Below are 16382 nucleotides of genomic sequence, written 5' to 3'. Positions count from 1 at the left end.
CGGTTGGTGGTGCGGGGAAATTCGGGGGATGGGTGCCAGGGCTCAGACGGTCTCGCCGGCGGCCGCCGAGGCCTTCAGCAGGCGCAGCCTCGGCGCCGCGCCTGACCGGCCGCCGCGGCGGTGCAGCGAGCGGGCCGCGTAGTCGCCGGCGAACTGGATGACCGAGATGACGACGGCGAGGATCGCGACCGTGATCCACATCAGCTCGGTCTCGAACCGCTGGTAGCCGTAGCGGATGGCGATGTCGCCGAGGCCGCCGGCGCCGACCGTGCCGGCCATGGCGGAGTAGCCGATGAGCGCGACGACCGTGGTCGTGGTGGAGGAGATGAGCGAGGGCAGCGACTCCGGTACGAGGACCTTGCGTACGACGGTCCAGGTGTTGCCGCCCATCGACTGCACGGCCTCCACGAGCCCGCCGTCCACTTCGCGGACAGCCGTCTCGACGAGGCGGGCGAAGAAGGGGATGGCACCGATCGCGAGCGGCACGATCGCGGCCTCGCGGCCGATGGTCGTGCCGGTGATCCAGCGGGTGAAGTTCATCAGCGCGACCATCAGGATGATGAACGGCATCGAGCGGGCGACGTTCACGACCTGCCCGATGACCTTGTTGGCCAGCACGTTCTGGAGCAGGCCGCCCCGGTCGGTGAGGACGAGCAGGACGCCGAGCGGAAGGCCGCCGACGACGGCGATCAGCGTGGACCAGCCGACCATGTAGAGCGTGTCCCAACACGCCTGCGACAGCAACGGCTGCATCTCGGACCAGGTCACCGGGCACCGTCCTTCACCAGCAGGGCCTCCTGGCCCACTACGTCGATCTGCAGGCCCTGTTCGCGCAGGAAGCCGATGGGCACCACGTTGTCCTCGTAGCGGCCGGGCAGTTCGATGCGCATCCGGCCGACCTGGAGGCCGCCGACGGTGTCGATGGCGGCACCGAGGATCGAGATGTCGATGTTGTAGGTGCGCGACAGCTGGGAGATGACCGGCTGGGTCGCGGCCTCGCCGTGGAAGGTGACGTCGAGGACGGTGCGGTCGTCGCCGGAGGCCTCGCCGCCGACCGGGAAGAGCGCGGCGGCCAGTTCGGAGCCCGGGGTCGCGAGCAGCTCGCTGACGGTGCCGGACTCGACGATGCGGCCGTTCTCCATCAGGGCGGCCGAGTCGCAGATCGTCTTCACGACGTCCATCTCGTGCGTGATGAGCAGGACGGTCAGGCCCAACTGGCGGTTCAGGTCGCGCAGCAGCTGGAGGATGGAGCGGGTGGTCTCCGGGTCGAGAGCGCTGGTGGCCTCGTCGGAGAGCAGCACCTTGGGGTCGCCGGCGAGGGCGCGGGCGATGCCGACGCGCTGCTTCTGACCGCCGGAGAGCTGGGCCGGGTAGGCCTTCGCCTTGTCGGCGAGCCCGACGAGGTCGAGCAGCCCCAGCGCCTTGCGGGAACGTTCCTTCCCCGACGTCCCGAGGATTTCCAGCGGCAGCTCGACGTTGTCCTGGACGGTCCGGGTGGACAGCAGGTTGAAGTGCTGGAAGACCATGCCGATACGGCTGCGCGCCTGCCGCAGCTCCTTGCCGGCCCGCGGTCCGCGCCCGGCGAGGGCGGTGAGGTCCCGGCCGTCGACCGTCACGGTGCCGGCGGTGGGGCGCTCCAGGAGGTTGACGCAGCGGATGAGCGAGGACTTGCCGGCGCCGGACTGGCCGATGACGCCGTACACCTCGCCTTCGCGGACGTGCAGATCGACGCCGTCGAGGGCGGTGACCTCGCGGCCGCGCGAGCGGTAGACCTTGGTGAGGCCCGTTGTGGTGATCACGTGGGTTTCCGTCACTGTCGAGTGCGCGGGCGTGGGTGTGCCCGGGCGCACGGGTGCGTTCGTTCAGGGACGCGGCACGGTTCTCGCAGGGGCGCTGAACCGGGGAGAACATGTGCGCGGGGGGGGCGGCTTGCGTCACGTACGGGCGTCGTGGCGTCGTACGGACATGCCACCGGTCTCGCTTCGGGGCGCGAGCTCTGGGGTGGTGCGGGGGCCCTCTAGAAGGCGCACATTCGACACATACAACGAGCACCGGGCGTCATGGTCGCCTCGGTCGCAGGGGTGCGGTCGCTCGTCGTGGTCATGCGATCAGTAAACCAGACCTACGGTCCTGACAGACCGCCGCTGTCCGCATGCTGGACAGCGGCGGACACCTTTCAGCCGCGGGGCGCTATCTCGATGCCGTGGTCCGTGACCAGTGCGGACAAGGCCGAGAGGTCCTTCACCACGAGGTCCGCGTCCAGCTCGTGGGCCTGGTGGGTTGTGGCCAACGCCACGGTGGTCATGCCGGCCGCGCGGCCCGCCTGGAGTCCGGCGGGGGCGTCCTCGAAGACCACGCAGTGCGCCGGGTCGACGCCGAGCTGGCGGGCGGCGAGGAGGTAGGGCTCGGGGTCGGGCTTGCCGCGCGTGATGTCGTCGGCGCAGACCAGCGTCTTCGGCCGGATCCCGACCGCTTCCAGGCGGGCCTCGGCGAGGCGGCGGGTGGCGGAGGTGACGACGGCCCAGCGGTCGGCGGGGAGCGAGTCCAGGAAGGCGGCGGTGCCGGGGAGCAGGTGGACGCCGTCGTCGGGGACGTCCTCCACCTCCAGCTGCTCGACCCGGGCGACCGCCTCCGGCACCAGAGCCGCCGGGAGCAGGTCGGCGACGATGTCCGCGGCGGGCCGTCCGTGCAGTTCGACCCGGGCGAACTCCTCGGTGACGCCGTACTCCGCCGCCCAGCGGGTCCAGCAGCGGTCGACGGATGCGAGGGAGGAGACCAGGGTGCCGTCGTTGTCGAACAGGAGGGCTTGTGCGTGGATCGTCTGGAGCGTCATGGTCTAGACCCTACGGTGTACGGCAGGGGCGACGGCATCGGGCCGTTTCGGCCGTAATAAGGTCGCCGCATGCTCAATGCCCTGCTGCTGGTGACCGGAGTCGCCGCGCTGCTGCTCGCCGCGTGGTGCGGCTGGGCCGCGTACCGGGACCAGCCGACGAAGGACTGGCACTTCATCGGGATGGCCGTGGTGTCGGTGCTGGCGTTGATCCAGCTGATCGCCGGGATCGTGCTGCTGGCGCGGGGCGAGAAGCCGGACCAGGGGACGACGATCTTCGTCGCCTATCTGCTGGGCGCGTTCGCGTGCGTCCCGGCCGCGGGGTTCATGTCGCTCGCCGAGCGGACGCGGTGGGGTTCCGTGACGGTCGCCGCGGGCGGTGTGGTGCTGGCCGTGCTGGAGGTGCGGCTCTATGACATCTGGGGAGGGTGAGATGACGGCCGTCGAAGAGAGGCCGAAGCGGCTGACCAGTGGGCCGGGGACGCTGCTGGTGTGGTTCTACGGCGTGATGGTCGTCGGGGCCGTGTCGCGATCTGCTTACCAGATCGCGACCGAGTTCGACCGGGCGCCGCTCGCGTACTCGTTGTCCGCCGTTGCCGGGGTGGTGTACGCGTTCATCACGTACACGCTGGTGCGGGGCGGCGAGACCGCGCGCAGGGTGGCGCAGGTGTGCTGCGCCGCCGAGCTCGCGGGGGTGTTGATCGTCGGTACGTGGACGCTCGTGGACTCTTCCGCGTTCCCGGATGCGACCGTGTGGTCGGACTACGGGATGGGGTACGTGTTCATCCCCGTGCTGCTGCCGCTTTCCGCGTTGTACTGGTTGCGGAAGGGCGCCAAGAGGGCGGGGGCCTGAGGAGCCTGCGCGACTGACGGTGCGTTGTGGCTGGTCGCGCAGTTCCCCGCGCCCCTGAAGGGGCGCTTCGCCCAAGGGGGGCTAGAAAGTCACGCCGTTGTCGCGTACGTGCTCGCCGGCTTCTCGAGGACGATCATCGGGACGCCGTCTGCGCCCTTCGAGGTACCTACCGTTTCGTAGCCGACCCTGCGGTACAGGCGGAGGTTGCCCTCGCTGCGGTGGCCCGTGAAGAGGCGGAACTTCTTGGCGCCGCGCTCCTCGGCCAGGGCCCCTTCCGCCGCGCGGAGCAGGCGGGCTCCGATGCCGTGGCCCTGGAGGCGGGGGTGGACGCAGAGCTTGCCGATGGCGGCGGCGCCGTCCTCGGTGACCGAGCCGCGGACCGAGCCGACGACCTCCTCGCCGAGGCGGGCGACGAAGACGCAGTCGGTGGCGAGTTCCTGGCGGACCGAGTCGAGGCTCTGGACGAGCGGGTCGATGCGGTAGTTGCCGTACAACGCCGCCTCGCTCTGGAAGCACAGGTACTGGAGCCTGAAGATCTGCTCTGCATCCTGCTCGGTCGCCACCGAGATGGTCACGCTCATGCCCATGTGCGCACGCCTCCCGCTCACCTGATCGCCTGTCGTTCTCACTCCTATCCCCGCGCTTCGCGAGGCGCAACCTCCGGCGTCAACAATCGGCGCAGACATCCCAGACATCTGGAACGTTCCGGGCCGAGACTACCCTGTGAGATACCCAACTCCCCCGCGATCTCCCGGTATGTGAGGTCCTTCGGGGAGAGCAGGGCCTGGAGGAGGCTGGGGCAGCGGCCGGGGAGACGGGCCACCGCCTCGCGCAGGGCGCGGTGGCGGGCGGTGGTGAGGACGCGTTGTTCGGGGGTGGGGATGGAGGGGTCGGCGGGGTCGGTCGCGTAGGGGCGTTCCCGGCGGGCGGTACGGCGGGTGCGGCGGGACTCGGCGCGGACGGCCCGGCGCAGCCAGTCCTCCGGGGCCCGGGGCGGGCCGTGGGTCTCCAGGCGCTCCAGGAGGCGGAGCCAGACGGTCTGCTCCAGGTCGCGGGGGTCGCCTCCGGAGGCACATGCCTCTGCGGCGGCCTCGGCGGTGAGCAGCGGGTGCAGGGCGGCGACCAGGTCGTGCGTCATGTGCGGAACGACGCGGCCGCCCCGGGGCAGGTTGCCGGGGCGGCCGGGAGACACCCCGAACGGGGTGCGTGGGCTCAGCCGTTGACGAAGTCGGCGCGGGCCAGCAGGGCGGTGTCGGCGTTGTCGGTGAAGACGCCGTCGATGCCGGTCTCGAAGTACTTCTGGAAGACGGGGAAGACGTTGCCGTAGGCGTCGGCGGCCGTGCCGTTGCGGTAGGCCGGCGGCAGGAAGGGGTTCTCGTTGCGCATGGTGTAGGGGTGCAGGATCAGGCCCACCTTGTGCGCGTCCGCGACCAGCGTGCTCGGCGTGGTGAAGTTGCCGTTGGCGTCCTTCGGGATGATCAGGTCGACGGTCGGGCCGATGCCCTGGGCGTAACCGGCGATCTCCCGCAGACCCTTCGGCGTGATCAGGTCGGCGACCGTGCGCGGGTCACCCGTCGCGACGAAGTCGTAGGGCTGCGTGCTCGCGGCGGAGAGCAGCACCACCAGCGGGTTGTCGATCAGCTTGTTGAGGCGCTGGATGCTGGTCGGCTCGAAGGACTGGACGATGACCGGCGAGTTCCGCTTGTCCTTGCCGTACTTGCGCAGCAGCTTGGCGATCCGCTCCTCGACGCCGAGGCCGAGCTTGCGGAAGTAGGTGGGGTGCTTGGCCTCCGGGTAGATCCAGACCTGCTTGCCGCGCTTGCGGGTCTGCTCGTCCTGCCACTTGAGGACTTCCTCGAAGGTGGGGATCTCCCAGCGGCCGTTGTAGATCGTGTTGTGCGGGCGGTTGGCCGGGATGCGCTCGATCGCGCGCAGCGTCTTCAGCTCGGCGAGCGTGAAGTCCTCGGTGAACCAGCCGGTGGTGGGCACGCCGTCCAGCGTCTTGGTGGTCTTGCGGTCGGCGAACTCGGGGTGGTCGGCGACGTTCGTGGTGCCGCCTATCTCCGGCTCGTGACGGCAGACCAGGTGACCGTCCTTGGTGGGGACGAGGTCGCCGGCCTCGACGATGTCGGCGCCGAGGTCGAGGGCCAGGTTGTAGGAGCCGAAGGTGTGCTCGGGGCGGTAGCCGCTGGTGCCGCGGTGGCCGATGATCGCCGGCTTCGGCAGGCTGCTCAGGCCGCCGTGGCCGGACTGCCTGGCCTCGGCCGCTCTGGCCGCGCCGGGCAGTCCGAGGACCGCGCCGCCCGCGCCGAGCACCGCGGCGCCGAGCAGCGCCCGCCGTCCGGTCGTGCCGTTCGTCTGCGTTCGCTCGTTCGAGTCGTGGGTGTTCATGAGCGCTCTCCTGCCTGACCTTCGCCCTTTGATGCCGGCTGATCGTAGGGCTGCGGACGTGACCGAAGGGAGACCGTCGACCCAACGGCCGGGTGACGTCGTATGGCTGCTGGACGGCGAGTCATGACGGTCCGTCGGCGACTTCCGTCACATCGTCGCGAGCTCGTTACGGCCCGCCCCCGGAGTGTCACCGCAGGTAAACCAGCGTCAACAGTACGTAAGACCTCGGTGAACCGGACGTACCCGATGTGCGCTTCCCCCGGAGCCGCGAGTAATCTCCTCACCTGCACAGACTCACGCCGCCCCTCGACATCGGAGGACCCGTTGTCCCGCTTCGCGCTCATCAAGGCAGTGCTCGGACCGATCATGCGCCTGATGTTCCGCCTCCAGGTGGAGGGCGTGGAGCACATCCCGGGGGACGGCCCGGTCATCCTCGCCGGCAACCACCTCACCTTCATCGACTCGATGATCCTGCCGCTCGTGAGCAAGCGGCAGGTGTTCTTCATCGGCAAGGACGAGTACGTCACCGGGAAGGGCTTCAAGGGCCGGCTGATGGCCTGGTTCTTCACCGGCACCGGCATGATCCCGGTGGACCGGGACGGCGCGAGCGGCGGCGTGGCCGCGCTGATGACCGGCAAGCGGGTCCTGGACGAGGGCCGGATCTTCGGGATCTACCCGGAGGGCACCCGCTCTCCCGACGGCCGGCTCTACCGGGGCCGTACCGGCATCGCGCGGCTGACGCTGATGACCGGCGCGCCGGTGGTGCCGTTCGCGATGATCGGCACGGACAAGCTGCAGCCGGGCGGCGCGGGCGTCCCGCGGCCCGGCAAGGTCACCGTCCGGTTCGGCGAGGCCATGGAGTTCTCCCGGTACGAGGGCATGGACCGGGACCGCTACGTGCTGCGGGCCGTGACCGACTCGGTGATGGCCGAGGTGATGCGGCTGTCCGGGCAGGAGTACGTGGACATGTACGCCACGAAGGCGAAGGCCGCCTGACGACGAGCGCCGGCTCACGGTGAGGGCCGGCTGACACTCTTTCGGAGGAAGGGCACGGACCGTGGTCCGTGCCCTTCTGTCTGCCATCTGCCTGACATCCGTCCGGCGTCCGCCTGCCGGTGGAATCTGCTCCGACACTTCGGTCATTCGTCCGCATTTACCGCCCATATGAGCACACAGCATGTCTTATTCAGACATGCAGAAACCTTCTCGGCGTACCCTGCTCCGTGCTCCGTTCGCCGCCGCCGGGGCGGGGCTCCTTGCGGCATGTTCCGGCTCCGGCTCCGAACCCACTTCCGGCCCGCAGTACACGGCCGGCACCGCGGCGTTCGTCCCGCAGGGGCCCAGGGGGTATGTGAACCCGTCGGACCCAGAGGTGCTCGCGGCCGAGCGGAAGCGCGGGTCCGGCCCCGTCCGCATGATCAAGTTCACGGCTGCCAAGAGCATGCTGGACCTGGGTGGGCGGTCGGTCCACAGCTGGGCGTACAACGAGTCGGTGCCGGGGCCGCTGGTGCGCGTCACCGCCGGTGACGTCCTCAGCCTGACCCTCTCCAACCAGCTGCCCGAGAAGACCACACTGCACGCCCACGGGGTGCGGCTGCGCTGCGACATGGACGGTGTTCCGGATCTTACCCAGCCTCCCATCGCGCCGGGGACGGACTTCATCTACCGGTTCGTCGCCTCCCACCCGGGCACGTATCTGCTCCACTCGCACGTCGGCATGCAGCCCGACCGGGCCCTCTACGCGCCGTTCGTCGTCGACGACCCGAAAGAGCCGCTCGCCTACGACCAGGAGTGGGTCGTCGTCCTGGACGACTGGGTCGACGACATCAGCGGTTCCAACCCCGAGCAGGTGCTCGACCAGCTCAAGCCCGGCGGGTCCATGGGGATGGACATGGGCATGGGCATGGGCCCCGGCCGCGGCAGCCCGAGCCCGCACGGATCGGCGCACGCACATGCGTCCGCGTCACCGGCCGCGTCACCGTCCAAGTCCAAGTCCAAGTCCAAGTCCAAGAAGCCGATGGGCCCCGACCGGGTGCTGCGCAACTCGCACAGCCAGTTGCTGCACGGCGAGGGCGGCAACGTCGCCTACCCGCACTACCTGGCCAACGGGCGGCTGCGCACCGACCCCTCCGTCTTCCGCTGCCGCCCCGGCGACCGGGTCCGGATCCGCCTCATCAACGCGGGCTCCGAGACGGCCTTCCGGGTCGCGCTCGGCGGCCACGCCATGACCGTCACCCACACTGACGGCTATCCCGTGCAGCACAAGAAGACCGACGCGCTGCTCGTCGGCATGGCCGAGCGGTACGACGTCCTCGTCACCGCCAAGGACGGCGTCTTCCCGCTCGTCGCGCTCGCCGAGGGCAAGAAGGGCAAGGCGCTCGCGATCCTCCGCACCGACAAGGGCAGAAACCTTCCCGCGCCGGATGTCCGTCCTGCCGAACTGGACCGCGAGATCGTGCCCGCGCGGCGCCTGCTGCCGGCCGAGTCCGTCGCCATGGACGACCGGGTTCCCGACCGCGACCTGCGGATCAGGATCACGGGGACGATGCAGAAGTACGACTGGGGGTTCGACCACAAGACGTACGACGTGCGGGAACGGCATGCGGTGCGAGCCGGTGAGCGGGTGCGGCTGACGCTGATCAACGCGACCGACATGTGGCACCCGATGCACCTGCACGGGCACACGTTCTCGGTCGGCGGGATCAGCTCGGAGGGGGCGCGCAAGGACACGACGATCGTGCTGCCGCATCGCAAGCTGGTGCTCGACTTCGATGCCGACAATCCGGGGTTGTGGATGCTGCACTGTCACAACCAGTACCACTCGGAGAGCGGGATGATGACGGTGCTCGGTTACAAGAGGTGAAGAGTGGGGGGGCTTCGGCAGTACTTCGGGTGCGGGTGCGTTGTGGTTGCTCACGCCCACGCGGCGGCAGCCGCAGATCGAACACAGCCCCGCGCCCCTTACGGGGCGCTCTCCAGCCGTTGGTTTCGCAGGAGGAACCACGCCGCCACCGCCGTCGCCAGGAGGACCGCGGCGCCTGCTCCCGAGGCCAGGTGGAGGCCGTGGGTGAAGGAGTCGCGGGCCGCTGTCAGCATCGCGGTCGCCGTGGGGGCCGGCATGGTGGTCGATGCCTCGACCGCCGCGCCCAGCGATTCGCGGGCGGCGGCCGGGGTGCCCGGCGGGGCCGCGAAGCCCCGGTAGACGCCCGTCACGATCGAGCCGAGCAGGGCGATGCCGAGCGCCGCGCCCAGTTCGTACGCCGTCTCGGAGACCGCCGAGGCGGCGCCCGCCTGGTCCTTGGGGACGCTGGAGAGGATGACGTCCGCCGTGACCGTGAAGGAGAAGCCCGCCCCGATGCCGACCACCAGGAGGGCGGCGCCGAGGATCGGGTAGCCGGTGGACTGCGAGAGGGTGGTCAGGGCCGCGAGGGCGACGCCGACCGCCGCGAGGCCGCCGGAGACCACCGCCCGTACCGAGTGGCGGCGGGCCGCCCGGCCGGCCACCAGGCCCGCCGCCACCGCGCCGACCGCGGCCGGGAGTTCGGCGAGGCCGGCCTCGAACGGGTGCCTGCCCTGGACGAGTTGCAGGTACTGGGAGAGGAAGAACACCAGGCCCGACATGCCGAGCACGGTCAGCAGGTCGGCGAGGACCGCGCCGCTGAAGCCGCGGTTGCGGAACAGCCGCATGTCCAGCAGGGGCTTGGGCATGGTGAGCTGACGGTGGACGAAGCCGTAGAGGGCCGCGGTGCCGAGCAGGGCGGTGGTCGCGGTCACGCCGGTGAGACCGTGGGTGGCGGCCTCCTTCACCGCGTACACGACGGCGATCATGCCGACCAGTGACAGGACGACGCTGATCAGGTCCCACGGGCCGGGGGCGGGGTTGCGGGACTCGGGGAGCGTCCGGCTGCCGACGAGGACCAGGACCACCATCACCGGCAGGTTGATCAGGAAGACCGAGCCCCACCAGAAGTGCTCCAGCAGGAAGCCGCCCACGATCGGGCCGACGGCCGTGCCGGCCGAGGCCGCCGCGCCCCAGATGCCGACGGCGAGGCTGCGCTCGCGCGGGTCGTGGAACAGGTTGCGGATCAGGGCGAGGGTCGCGGGCATCAGGGTCGCGCCCGCGACGCCCAGCAGGGCGCGGGCCGCGATCAGCGTCCCGGGGGTCGTCGCGTACGCGTTCAGGACGGATATCGCGCCGAACGCCGTCGCGCCGACGAGCAGGATCCGCTTGCGGCCGATGCGGTCGCCGAGGCTGCCCATGGAGACCAGCAGACCGGCGATGACGAAGGAGTAGACGTCGCCGATCCAGAGCAGTTGGGTGCCGGAGGGGTTGAGGTCTTCGCTGATGTAGGGGGTCGCCAGGCCGAGGACGGTCGCGTCGACGGCCACCAACAGCACGGCGAGCACGAGGGCGGAGAGCGCGAGCCAACGGCCCGGACGCCTCTCCTCCGCCTCCGCGACGCGCGCCGGCTGCAGGGTGCTGGTCATGATTCCTCTCTTCGTCGTGCGCCGCCGAGCAACAGCTCGACGATCATGTGGGTGAAGTCCTTGCGGGCGACGCGGCCTTCCGAGACCGCCCAGGCGGCGGAGGCCAGCAGGCCGTACAGCGCCTCGGTGAGCCAGGCGGGCGCGAGATCGATACGGAACTCGCCGGTCTGCTGACCGCGCCGGAAGAGGGCCGCGATGCGGTCGTCGATCCGGGTCCAGCCCTGGTTCTGGCCCTCGCCCTCGAACAGCTGGTTCTCGGTGTAGAGGAAGGCGAGCAGGCCTGCGGCCGGTTCGATCTCGCGGACCAGGCGGTGTACGGCGTCGGCCGCGGGGCCCTCGCCCAGGCGGGCCGCGTCCAGGGCCGCCTCGCACTCCTCGATGCCGAGCGCCTCCAGCGCACGGACCAGCGCGTCCCGCCCGGCGAAGTGCCGGTGCAGAGTGGCCCGGCTGATCCCGGCAGCCTTGGCGACCTCGTCCATGGTCGCGGTGGATTTGCGGGTCAGCAGGGCGGCTGCGCTGCGCAGGACGTGGTCGCGATCGAGGGCCATGAGACAAGAGTAGCCCATGTGAGACATTGGTGTCTCATTATTGGCATGCGTGTATCGCAGTGGGGCGACTCAGGGGCCGTGTCAGTGCCAGGGCAGGCTGCCGCGCCGCTCCCAGTAGGTGCGCGGGTCCTCGGTCACGGCGGCGAGCCGGGTCAGCTGGTCCGCGTCGAGGTCGACCACGGCCGCGTGGAGGTTGGAGGCGAGCTGGGCGAGCGTCGCCGCCCCGGAGAGGACGACGCCGGCCCAGGGCTGCCGGAGTACGACCGCGAGGGCGACGGCGTCGCAGCCCATGCCGGTCTCCTCGGCCACGGCCCGCACGGCGTCGGGCGCGTGCGGGGCGGCCAGGCGGCCGTTGGCCATGCCCTCCTTCACGATCACCGTCAGCCCGGCGTCGTGGGCCTCGGCGAGAGCCGGTCCCGCCGAGGTCTCCAGAACGTTGTACGTCGACTGGACGGTACGGAAGAGGGGCTCACCGTCGACCGTGACGGCGAGGGCGGCGCGGACGGCGTCGGCCTGGGCGGGGCCGCTGGTGGAGAAGCCGATGGTGAGGCCGGTGGCCGCGGCCTCGGCGAGGCGGGCGTGGAGTTCCTTGTCGGTGAGGGCGGGGCTGTCCGGGGTCACCGAGTGGATCTGGTAGAGGTCGAGGCGGTCGCCGAGGAGTTCGGCGGTCTCGGCGCGCTGACGGTCGTAGGTCTGCACGCTGTGGTCCTTGACCTCGTGCGTCTCGGCGTCCGCCGACCAGCCGGCCGTGTACGTGTAGCCCCACTTGCTGCCGACGACGACGTCGGTGACGTCGGGGCGGGCGGTCAGCCAGTCGGCGAGGAACTCCTCGGAACGGCCGTAGGAGCGGGCCACGTCGAAGTAGCGGACGCCCTGGGCGTAGGCGGCGTCGAGGAGTTCGTGCGTGCGGGTGCGGAGGGCGTCGACGCTGCGGCCCTCGCCGAGGTCGGCCTCGCGGCCGAGGTTGATGTAGCCGGGGCGGCCGACCGCGGCGAGGCCGAGACCGATGTGCGCGGTGGGCGTGGTCACGGTGGCCAGGCGACTGAACGGCATGGGGGCTCCCGGCACGGGTCGGCGAAGGGGATCCCACCCCAGGAGAGGGATCTCGCACCAATCTACCCAGCCCCGCGGGGTTCGGCCCCGCGCCGGGAGCCGCCGTCGCACGTCACGCCCGCACCGTTTTCACTCCGGCGGTCCCGACTCGAAAGCGTTCACCATGGGGAGGCACTCACCATGTCTGTGATCTTCTTCGACATCGGAGAGACCCTTGCGGATCCCCATGTGGACCCCGACGGCTCGCTGAGACTGCAACCCCTGCCCCGTGTCATCGCCGTGCTCGACGCCCTCGGCGAGGTACGCAAGGGCATCATCTCCAACCCCGGTTCGGGCGACGGTGCCGTGGCGCGGGCAGCGGACGCGTTGGCGCAGGCGTTCCCCGGCCGTTTCACGGACGAGGCCCTGGTGCACTGGGGCGTCAAGGACAGCCGGGAGATCTTCGACCGGGCGGTCGCGAGCACGGGGGGTGCGACAGCCGACGACTGTGTCTTCGTGGGCGAGAACGCCCGGGAGCGCGCGTTCGCCCGGGAGGCGGGGATGCGTACCGCGACGCACCCGGTGTTCGCCGTGGCCGCGATGGAGAACCGCCCGGTGTTCCGGGTGCGGATCGAGTTGCCGGACGGCACGGACCAGTCGGCGCTGACCGCGGCCATGAGCAGCGCCGAGGCCGTTCCCGTGCGGGTCGTCTCGCAGCGGCTCGTGGTGGCCACGGCGACCACGCGGGGCACCGAAGCGCTCGAGCGCGCCGGTTTCACGGTGGACGTGCAGGGAGGGGTGGAGGAGCTGGCGGAGACCGAGAAGTTCGTCAGCGACCTGCTGGCCCGCGGCGAGGCGGTCTTCGAGGGCGAGGAGCCGACACCCGGGACGACGCACGTGGTCACACGCGAGGACGACGGACGGCTCACCGTCCGTCGCCTGCGTTTTGTCCGGTGAACGCGGTCCGAGGACTCAGTCGAAGCACCGCCGGACCAGGGTCAGGCCCTCGCCGGTCGTGCTCCGCGTGATCTCGTGCGTCTTGAGCCGGGAGGGGCTGTCGTCGGCGAACGACGTGGCGGAACGGTGCTCTGCGGGCACCTGGACCCGACCGCGACGGAAGAGGTCCTCGAGGTACGACGTCGCGACGCGCTCGGGGTCGGAGGGCCGCACCGAGCCGCCGGCGGGGTCGGAGCCCGCGACGCCGAAGCGTCGCTCCTGCGCCGGGGCGGCGAGGGTGAGCGGCTGGGTGACGCCGTACGTCGTCCCCTGGACCGTGACGGGCGTCAGTCCCTCGTCGTCTCCACCGCCCGGCATCGACTCGGCGATTCCGGGGCCTCGGCGTGCCACCTCCGGCTCGGTGACGGATGCGGCGGCCTCCAGGGAGAGGATGCCGTGCCGGATGAACGCCGAGCGCAGGGACTGGCCGTACAGGCCGCCGTTGCGGCGATGGTCCGCGGCGATCATGTGAGCCGCGACCTGCGCGTAGTAGGCGGACACCACGGGTGCGGCGACGACCGCGTCCACCAGCAGCTGTCCCGCGATCTCGGCCGCCCTGCCCAGACCGGCCTGGTCCTGCAGGTCCTGCTGCCGGAAGATTCCCGCAACGATCTTCAGGAACGCGCCGCTGAACACCCGGGAGAACGAGTGCGGCTCGCTGGAGAGCCTGCTGGCGGGCTCGTTCGGCGACAGCAGCACCGGGTCGCGGTAGAAGAAGCTGTTCGCCATGTTGCGCAGGCAGTCCGGGTCCACGGCGTTCGGGTGGCCCTGGCGGATCGCCCAGCCCAACTGCTCGGCCGTCCTGGACACCCGGGAGGACAGTTCGAGGTCGCTCTGCGTCTCGGCCAGTACCGCGATCCGCAGCGATTCCAGCTGGAGCGAGCCCAGCAGGGCGCTGATGTCACCGAACGCTTCGTGGAGGGCGGCCGTCTCCGCGCTCGCCATGTTGAACAACTGGGGGCGCAGGGCGTCGAGGACCGCGTGCCCCGCCTCGTGCTGGACGACCTCGTTGCTCTCGCACGCGGCGACACTGACGCCTGCCACGGTGCGGCGGAAGAACCACAGGCCTTTACGGTCGTAGAAGGCGTTCAGGTCGTCCCCTGCGTTGAGGTGGGCCGTGAGAGCGCGCCCGACCTGCGGATGCCACTTCGTTCCGGTCGGCACCAGCGGACCCCAGGTCTGGCTGGCCCGGCTGAGCGAGTCGGCCGCCACCCAGTAGCGAAACGCCTCGGTGCCGGGCCCCGCGCTGTCCGGCTGCGGCGCGGTCTCCGCGATGGCCATCGGGAAGGGCTGCGCGTCCAGATGCGGGACGGGATGCGGTACGGGCATGTTGATGTGCAGAGGATCTCCACCGGGGTCGTCCTCGAACACCAAGACCATCGGCATGGTCGCTTGCTGTGGCTGCACCGTCATGGCGGCTCCATGTGAGGGGTGGGATTGGGGGGTACCAGAGGACACCAAATGGGAACTTTTGCCCAGAAATGTCTCCTGCCTCAGTACGAGGCCCCGGTAGCCCGGTGTCAATTCGAACAGGAGCAGGCGGACGCGCCTCCGAGGGGCAGCGGCTGCGCCGGCCGTCCCTCCTGGCCCGCGCCCGGTGCGCACGGGCCGCCGATCCCGGCGAGGCCGGCGGCCAGTCGGGGGACGGGGGCCAGTCGGGGGACGGGGGCCCGGCATCCGGGTCCCACCGGATTCTCCGGGTCCCTCCTCCGGGTTCACCGGGCGGAGCGGAGACTTCTGTCACCGGACAGCGTGAAGGGCCCGGACAGACGACCTGTCCGGGCCCTTCAGGATGCGCTGGGCTACGCCGTCCTGGCCACCGCCCAGGCGTGCTGTGCCGCCACGTCCGCCTTGACCTCCGCCAGCTGGACCGCCACCGCGCTCGGTGCCGTACCGCCACGGCCGTTGCGGGAGGCGAGGGCGCCGGGGACGTTGAGGACCGAGCGGACCTCCGGCGTCAGGTGGGCGCTGATCTTCGCGAACTGGTCGTCGGTCAGTTCGTCCAGCTCCTTGCCCTCGGCCTCCGCCGCCTTCACGCACTCGCCGGCCACCTCGTGGGCGACGCGGAACGGTACGCCCTGCTTGACCAGCCACTCGGCGATGTCGGTGGCGAGGGAGAAGCCGGCCGGGGCCAGTTCCTCCATGCGCTCGCGGTTGACGGTGAGGGTGGCCATCATGCCGGTGAAGGCGGGGAGCAGGACCTCCAGCTGGTCGCAGGAGTCGAAGACCGGCTCCTTGTCCTCCTGGAGGTCGCGGTTGTAGGCGAGCGGGAGGGCCTTGAGGGTGGCCATCAGGCCCGTCAGGTTGCCGATCAGCCGGCCGGACTTGCCGCGGGCCAGCTCCGCGATGTCGGGGTTCTTCTTCTGGGGCATGATCGACGAGCCCGTGGAGAACGCGTCGTGCAGGGTCACGAAGGAGAACTCCTTCGTGTTCCAGATGATGACCTCCTCCGCGATCCGGGAGAGGTTGACGCCGATCATCGCGGTGATGAAGGCGAACTCCGCCACGAAGTCGCGGGAGGCCGTGCCGTCGATGGAGTTGGCGACGCTGCCGTGCTCGAAGCCGAGGTCGGCGGCGACCGCCTCCGGGTCCAGGCCGAGGGAGGAGCCGGCGAGGGCGCCGGAGCCGTACGGGGAGACGGCCGTGCGGTCGTCCCACTGGCGCAGCCGCTCGGCGTCCCGGGACAGGGACTGGACGTGGGCCAGCACGTGGTGGGCGAAGAGGACCGGCTGGGCGTGCTGGAGGTGGGTGCGGCCGGGCATCGCCACGTCCGGGTGGGCCTCCGCGAGGCCGATGAGGGCGTCCTGGAGGTCGGCGATCAGGCCGCCGATGGTGCGGGCGTGGTCCCGGAGGTACATCCGGAAGAGAGTCGCCACCTGGTCGTTGCGGGAGCGGCCGGCGCGGAGCTTGCCGCCGAGGTCGGGGCCGAGGCGTTCGAGGAGGCCGCGCTCCAGGGCGGTGTGGACGTCCTCGTCGGCGATCGTGCCGACGAAGGTGCCCGCGGCGACGTCGGCTTCGAGCTGGTCGAGGCCCTCGATCATGCGGGTCAGTTCGTCCTCGGTGAGCAGGCCCGCCTTGTGCAGCACGCGCGCGTGGGCACGCGAACCGGCGATGTCGTAGGGCGCGAGCCGCCAGTCGAAGTGGACGGACGCGGACAGCTTCGCCAGGGCCTCGGCGGGACCGTCGGCGAAACGGCCGCCCCAGAGCCGGACGTCACCGCTGTTGCTGCTCACTTGCGTTGCTC

At 70.8% G+C, this 16382-nt stretch carries 16 protein-coding genes; 5 read left to right on the top strand and 11 right to left on the bottom strand.

Annotated elements, in window-relative coordinates; genetic code table 11:
• Positions 1-42 precede the first annotated feature (42 nt).
• From ACFWPQ_RS10675 to ACFWPQ_RS10665, 3 genes are all read right to left on the bottom strand, one after another.
• Positions 43-768 (bottom strand): methionine ABC transporter permease, encoded by a 726-nt coding sequence (locus ACFWPQ_RS10675; protein ID WP_384032059.1) that lies wholly within the window; start codon positions 766-768, stop codon positions 43-45.
• Entirely contained in the window at positions 765-1799 is a 1035-nt protein-coding gene (locus tag ACFWPQ_RS10670) for a methionine ABC transporter ATP-binding protein (protein ID WP_384032057.1), read from the bottom strand. The genes ACFWPQ_RS10675 and ACFWPQ_RS10670 overlap by 4 nt, the downstream gene beginning before the upstream one ends.
• Before the next feature lie 377 nt (positions 1800-2176).
• The gene (locus tag ACFWPQ_RS10665) at positions 2177-2833 is read right to left on the bottom strand and encodes an HAD family hydrolase (protein ID WP_384032055.1); all 657 of its coding nucleotides are present in this window, start codon (positions 2831-2833) and stop codon (positions 2177-2179) included.
• 69 nt (positions 2834-2902) lie between these two features.
• On the opposite strand from ACFWPQ_RS10665, the gene ACFWPQ_RS10660 reads away from it, so the two are divergent.
• A complete protein-coding gene (locus tag ACFWPQ_RS10660; protein ID WP_189264692.1) occupies positions 2903-3262 on the top strand; it encodes a hypothetical protein in 360 nt (119 codons plus the stop codon).
• 1 nt (position 3263) lies between these two features.
• Positions 3264-3683 carry a hypothetical protein gene (locus ACFWPQ_RS10655; protein WP_384032053.1) on the top strand — a complete coding sequence of 140 codons (420 nt, stop codon included), beginning with the start codon at positions 3264-3266 and terminating at the stop codon, positions 3681-3683.
• 89 nt (positions 3684-3772) lie between these two features.
• Here the strand turns inward: ACFWPQ_RS10655 and ACFWPQ_RS10650 are convergent, their stop codons facing one another.
• The 3 genes from ACFWPQ_RS10650 to ACFWPQ_RS10640 all read right to left on the bottom strand — a co-directional run bounded on the left by ACFWPQ_RS10650 (position 3773) and on the right by ACFWPQ_RS10640 (position 6074).
• On the bottom strand, positions 3773-4270 hold the full coding sequence (locus ACFWPQ_RS10650) for a GNAT family N-acetyltransferase (RefSeq protein WP_361291245.1): 498 nt from the start codon (positions 4268-4270) through the stop codon (positions 3773-3775).
• Positions 4271-4314: 44 nt separating this feature from the next.
• Positions 4315-4821 (bottom strand): sigma-70 family RNA polymerase sigma factor, encoded by a 507-nt coding sequence (locus ACFWPQ_RS10645; RefSeq protein ID WP_384032051.1) that lies wholly within the window; start codon positions 4819-4821, stop codon positions 4315-4317.
• Between the two features lie 74 nt (positions 4822-4895).
• Positions 4896-6074, bottom strand: coding sequence for a glycerophosphodiester phosphodiesterase (locus ACFWPQ_RS10640; RefSeq protein WP_384032049.1), 1179 nt, complete (start codon positions 6072-6074; stop codon positions 4896-4898).
• A 324-nt stretch (positions 6075-6398) separates the two neighbouring features.
• Between ACFWPQ_RS10640 and ACFWPQ_RS10635 the strand changes: the two genes are divergently transcribed.
• Complete coding sequence (locus ACFWPQ_RS10635; protein WP_384032047.1) at positions 6399-7070, top strand: lysophospholipid acyltransferase family protein; 672 nt, start codon at positions 6399-6401, stop codon at positions 7068-7070.
• A 196-nt stretch (positions 7071-7266) separates the two neighbouring features.
• Positions 7267-8937, top strand: a complete 1671-nt coding sequence (locus ACFWPQ_RS10630; protein WP_384032045.1) for a multicopper oxidase family protein — start codon at positions 7267-7269, stop codon at positions 8935-8937.
• Positions 8938-9035: 98 nt separating this feature from the next.
• On the opposite strand, the gene ACFWPQ_RS10625 is transcribed toward ACFWPQ_RS10630, so the two are convergent.
• From ACFWPQ_RS10625 to ACFWPQ_RS10615, 3 genes are all read right to left on the bottom strand, one after another.
• Positions 9036-10562, bottom strand: coding sequence for an MFS transporter (locus ACFWPQ_RS10625; protein WP_384032043.1), 1527 nt, complete (start codon positions 10560-10562; stop codon positions 9036-9038).
• Positions 10559-11110, bottom strand: a complete 552-nt coding sequence (locus tag ACFWPQ_RS10620; protein WP_384032041.1) for a TetR/AcrR family transcriptional regulator — start codon at positions 11108-11110, stop codon at positions 10559-10561. The genes ACFWPQ_RS10625 and ACFWPQ_RS10620 overlap by 4 nt, the downstream gene beginning before the upstream one ends.
• Positions 11111-11191: 81 nt before the next feature.
• Entirely contained in the window at positions 11192-12163 is a 972-nt protein-coding gene (locus tag ACFWPQ_RS10615; protein WP_384032039.1) for an aldo/keto reductase, read from the bottom strand.
• 180 nt (positions 12164-12343) lie between these two features.
• Here ACFWPQ_RS10615 and ACFWPQ_RS10610 point away from each other — a divergent pair, with 180 nt between their 5' ends.
• Complete coding sequence (locus tag ACFWPQ_RS10610) at positions 12344-13099, top strand: HAD family hydrolase (RefSeq protein ID WP_384032037.1); 756 nt, start codon at positions 12344-12346, stop codon at positions 13097-13099.
• 15 nt (positions 13100-13114) lie between these two features.
• Here the strand turns inward: ACFWPQ_RS10610 and ACFWPQ_RS10605 are convergent, their stop codons facing one another.
• Both ACFWPQ_RS10605 and argH read right to left on the bottom strand, forming a co-directional pair.
• On the bottom strand, positions 13115-14551 hold the full coding sequence (locus ACFWPQ_RS10605) for a hypothetical protein (RefSeq protein WP_384032035.1): 1437 nt from the start codon (positions 14549-14551) through the stop codon (positions 13115-13117).
• 389 nt (positions 14552-14940) lie between these two features.
• Positions 14941-16371 carry an argininosuccinate lyase gene (argH, locus tag ACFWPQ_RS10600; protein ID WP_384032033.1) on the bottom strand — a complete coding sequence of 477 codons (1431 nt, stop codon included), beginning with the start codon at positions 16369-16371 and terminating at the stop codon, positions 14941-14943.
• Positions 16372-16382: the final 11 nt, after the last annotated feature.

It is taken from the genome of Streptomyces sp. NPDC058464 (assembly GCF_042721035.1).
In the GTDB taxonomy this organism is placed as follows: domain Bacteria; phylum Actinomycetota; class Actinomycetes; order Streptomycetales; family Streptomycetaceae; genus Streptomyces.
Note: the sequence above shows the minus strand (reverse complement) of the source record. Positions and strands in the feature narration are given on the sequence as shown.